Genomic DNA, 3,877 nt, shown 5'->3' on the forward strand with positions numbered 1-3,877 from the left:
TAATAGGAATTCCCTTTGGTTTACAATCTTTTAAATTGGCCTTTGCCAACCTTGCTCCATTTGGAAAAGAGCTTGAGGCCAATGATAAGGATTCGCCAGCCCTTTACTTAGTTGGAAATGTGCTGTGGATTATTTTCGGAGGACTTTGGATTTCCTTAACCCATTTGTTTTTTGGGATATTACTTTGCTTGACGGTTATAGGGATCCCTTTTGGAATTCAACATTTCAAGTTAATGCGTCTTAGTTTTACTCCCTTTGGTTATGATTTGAAATAGAAAACAGAGCTTTTGTGCTCTGTTTTGGTTGGTGAATTTTTTATACAGACAATTCAACAAAATAGCCGCTAAATTTTCTTAGGTTGATCACTCGTTCATCCTCAAAAATAAGGTATTGACCCTTTATTCCCATTAAATTGCCTTCAAATTCTGGGGTTTTGTCCAGGTTAATACTTTTTACTTTGGTAGGGTATGCCTGTACCGGATAATGGATTTCTGTGATTTCTGATGATGAGTGAAAATATTGTTGGAATTCTTCTGGAATTAATTGCTTTATTTTTTCTTTTTCCTCCATTAGGTCGGTGTCTTCGGCCAAAATATTTTTTAACATTTTCTGCCAATGAGTTTTATCAGAAAGGTGATTTTTTAGCGCAACTTCAATGCAGCCTGCTAAGTATCGATTGGGGGTCTCTGCCAATGTTAAAGCTTTCCATGCTCCTTGGTCAATCCAGCGGGTAGGGATTTGAGTGTCACGGGTTACTCCAACCTTTAGTGCACTGGACAAGGCTAGATAAACGGTATGGGGTTGAAGGTGGTTGTTTTTTTCCCATTCTGGATCTCTTCCAATACCTTCATGAGCGCGACAAAGCTCCGGACGAATGATACATTCGGAGTTCTCTGGTGCATTGATGAAGCATGGGTAGCAAAATCCCTGACCAAAAGCTTTTTTAATCTTTCTCCCACAAACAATACAATTGATCTGGCCGGAATAGGCCATGTGTATAGGGTGGCCAATAAGCTCATTCATGTCCACTATTCCTTCGTTCATTTGCAGTTGGTACCTGACAGGCTCCTGCAACTGGACTTTCATTTTTTGTAAGTTTCCTGTATACTTCATGGGACGCAATATACAAAGCTTAAACGATCCTGTAATTATTCCTTTCAGATTTTCCTGTATTTGCAGCGGGTCGAACTTAAAAGGATTTTAAAAAGTTGTAGGGTAAAAAATGAAAATACACGCATGGAGGAAGGGAAGATTTCTGCTCAGGGGTGGACTTTGGCTTTTAGGGGAGCACTATTGGTGTTAATGGGGGTGTTGATTTTTAGGTATCCAGTTGAAGCACTTGTGAGTTTTGTAGTGTATTTAGGAATTTTGTTAGTGGTGGAAGGCCTGTTAAGCATCATATTCTCTTTTCGGATGAACACTGAGTCCTTTCCTCGTGGACTGCTTCTTCTTTTTGGGGTATTGGATTTGATCTTTGGAACACTATTTCTCACTCATCCTATTGCAACGGTGGGTGTGATCCCCTTTGTCTTGGGTTTTTTCCTGATTTTTGATGCCATTATCCAGTTCTTCTATGCATTTTCCCTGCTTTGGATGAGAATAAATTTTGGGAGTTTGGGAATATTGTCTGGAATCATCACCCTTATTTTGGCATGGATAATATTGGCTATTCCTAAAGCGTCGGTTATTTATATTGGGTCTGCTATGATTGTGATGGGAGTTTTCTACCTTATTTCTTCCTTTGGAGTCAATATGCTCCGTCATGCGTTTTCGGATTAATGGTCTTCTTTGAGTAAGATTTTTCTTAAAAGTAATGCTGAAGAAAACTATGAATTAAGAGCTTTCTATTTTTTTGGCTGAATTCCTTCAAGAGCAAGAGTTTAATTATAAAGGTTAAAGATTTTTTGTTTAGTAGTTAGTCAATGATTACAAGCCCTTTCCTGAATACTGTTCTGGTGCTTTTTTATTGCTCTCCTTTAGTTTGAACCATGGTTGAATTTTTTGAAAAATATTGGAATACTCTTAATGGTGGATTTTTAGGTTGTTAATATTGGTTTTGAGAGGATAGGTGACTGTATTTACCTATTTATTTGTGTTTTTTATTACTTTTTAATAAAAAATTACTTTTTAACTGTGACTTTTAAAGATTTTTTCATTAGTAGTGTAAACCAAAGACAAAAGACATTTGAAAAAACCATTCCATTTAGACGAACAACAGATCCTAATTGAACAGGAATGGGTGAGGTCTGCTCAAAGTGATTCCCGTCACTTTAGTCGTTTATATGACAGGTACTTTGAAGGTATCTTTAATTTTTTGTATAGACGTAGTGGAATAGAAGAGGTGGCTGCAGACCTCACTTCTCAGACTTTTCTGAAAGCTCTTCAAAATCTCCATAAATATAAATATAAAGGGGTTCCTTTTTCTGCATGGTTATTTAGAATTGCAGCAAATGAAGTAAATGCCTATTACAGAAAACGTCAAAAAAGACTTGTGTTTAGCCTGGAAGAGTCTATGCTTTACGAAATTTTGGAAGTTTATGATGAAGATTATTTTGGGGAAGAAGACATTAATCAAATGGTTTTATTTCTAAAAGAATTACCAGCGGAAGATGTGGAAGTATTAGAGCTTCGGTTCTTTGAGGAGAAAGGTTTTAAGGAAATTGCCTACATTTTGGAGGTTAGTGAGAGTGGGGTGAAAATGCGGGTATATAGAGCATTAAAAAAACTGCGTCGATTTTTTAACAAGAAAGACAAAAAAGAGGGATGACCAAGCACGATATACGGATAAGAAGAAACAAGCTGAGTTCACGGAAGATTCAGAGTTTTAAAGATTATAAGGGGTTAATGCAGGCCCATAGAAAAAAACGAAAAGCAAAGACGTTAAGAGCTACATTGGTAATGCTATTGTTGCTCATGTTTACACTGTTATTGTTCTATTTTAGGTCTACTAGCTTTTAATTAGTAGAGGAAGACTAGTTCAATCTTCCTTTAGAATTCCATTATTTTGTAGATTTTCAATATCCCCCATGGGGTCTAAATATTTCTCAACCTAAACTTAATTACATATGGAAGTGAAGAAAAACCCAAAAGCAGATTTGAAAAATCAGTATGGAATGTTGTTGGCCCTAGGCGTGGTTGTTAGTTTGAGTTTAATTATCACGGCATTTGAGTGGAAAACCGTAAATAAAGGCCCTTTGGTGGATTTTTTTTTAATGCCAGATGATGGGATTGAGATTGAAAATATTCCAATCACCGAATTTAAAAGGCCTAAACCTCCCAAAGTTATGCCAATTATAAAGCCGGTGGAGGATGAGAAGGTATTAGAGGAGGATAAATTTGTAATTGATGATGAGGAAGTGGTAGAAGTCATCGGGGAATTTAAAGATTTTGTTGAGATCAAAGATGAAGAAATTGTAGAGCCTCCATTTGTATTGGTTGCAGAGGTCCAACCAGAATATAAGGGAGGAATGAGAGCATTTTATGATTTCGTGGGTAAAAACTTGAAATATCCTCCCCAAGCTCGGAGAATGGGGATTGAAGGAAGGGTTTTTGTGAGCTTTATTGTAGATAAAGATGGGAGTATAGTGGAGGCTGAAATATTGAAGGGAATTGGTGCAGGCTGTGATGAAGAAGCACTTAGGGTGATTTCTAATTCTAAAAAATGGTTGCCAGGGAAGCAAAGAGGACGTACAGTCCGTGTAAAAATGTCACTTCCGATTATCTTTAAACTCCAATAAGAGGATGATTTAATATCTGTATCTTGATTAAGAAGTATTTTGGGAGTTTTCTTATCCCATTGAATTCAGTTTTCTTCCAAAAATTCCTTTTAATAAAGGCTCAGATAATTGCTGTAGGGGAAGGATTCGAACCTCCACGA

5 protein-coding genes are annotated in these 3,877 nt (G+C 36.8%); 4 read left to right on the top strand and 1 reads right to left on the bottom strand.

Annotated elements, in window-relative coordinates; translation table 11 throughout:
• Positions 1 to 275 (top strand): YccF domain-containing protein (locus E1171_RS05475; protein ID WP_155204865.1); only part of this gene is annotated, 275 nt, incomplete at its 5' end.
• A 40-nt stretch (positions 276 to 315) separates the two neighbouring features.
• Here E1171_RS05475 and E1171_RS05480 read toward each other — a convergent pair.
• Positions 316 to 1,086, bottom strand: coding sequence for a DUF2797 domain-containing protein (locus tag E1171_RS05480; RefSeq protein WP_222931405.1), 771 nt, complete (start codon positions 1,084 to 1,086; stop codon positions 316 to 318).
• A 150-nt stretch (positions 1,087 to 1,236) separates the two neighbouring features.
• Here E1171_RS05480 and E1171_RS05485 point away from each other — a divergent pair, with 150 nt between their 5' ends.
• The 3 genes from E1171_RS05485 (at position 1,237) to E1171_RS05495 (ending at position 3,737) form a co-directional block, all read left to right on the top strand.
• Entirely contained in the window at positions 1,237 to 1,779 is a 543-nt protein-coding gene (locus E1171_RS05485) for an HdeD family acid-resistance protein (RefSeq protein WP_155204870.1), read from the top strand.
• A 406-nt stretch (positions 1,780 to 2,185) separates the two neighbouring features.
• Positions 2,186 to 2,767 (top strand): RNA polymerase sigma factor, encoded by a 582-nt coding sequence (locus tag E1171_RS05490; protein WP_155204872.1) that lies wholly within the window; start codon positions 2,186 to 2,188, stop codon positions 2,765 to 2,767.
• A 298-nt stretch (positions 2,768 to 3,065) separates the two neighbouring features.
• The gene (locus E1171_RS05495) at positions 3,066 to 3,737 is read left to right on the top strand and encodes an energy transducer TonB (protein ID WP_155204874.1); all 672 of its coding nucleotides are present in this window, start codon (positions 3,066 to 3,068) and stop codon (positions 3,735 to 3,737) included.
• The last annotated feature ends 140 nt before the right edge of the window (positions 3,738 to 3,877 follow it).

This window comes from Xanthovirga aplysinae, from assembly GCF_009711365.1.
GTDB classification, from domain to species: domain Bacteria; phylum Bacteroidota; class Bacteroidia; order Cytophagales; family Cyclobacteriaceae; genus Xanthovirga; species Xanthovirga aplysinae.

Excerpts from the sequence above, each read along its gene's own strand:
- E1171_RS05480 (WP_222931405.1), bottom strand. The coding sequence starts at position 1,086 with ATGAAAGTCCAGTTGCAGGAGCCTGTCAGGTACCAACTGCAAATGAAC.
- E1171_RS05485 (WP_155204870.1), top strand. The coding sequence starts at position 1,237 with ATGGAGGAAGGGAAGATTTCTGCTCAGGGGTGGACTTTGGCTTTTAGG.
- E1171_RS05495 (WP_155204874.1), top strand. The coding sequence starts at position 3,066 with ATGGAAGTGAAGAAAAACCCAAAAGCAGATTTGAAAAATCAGTATGGA.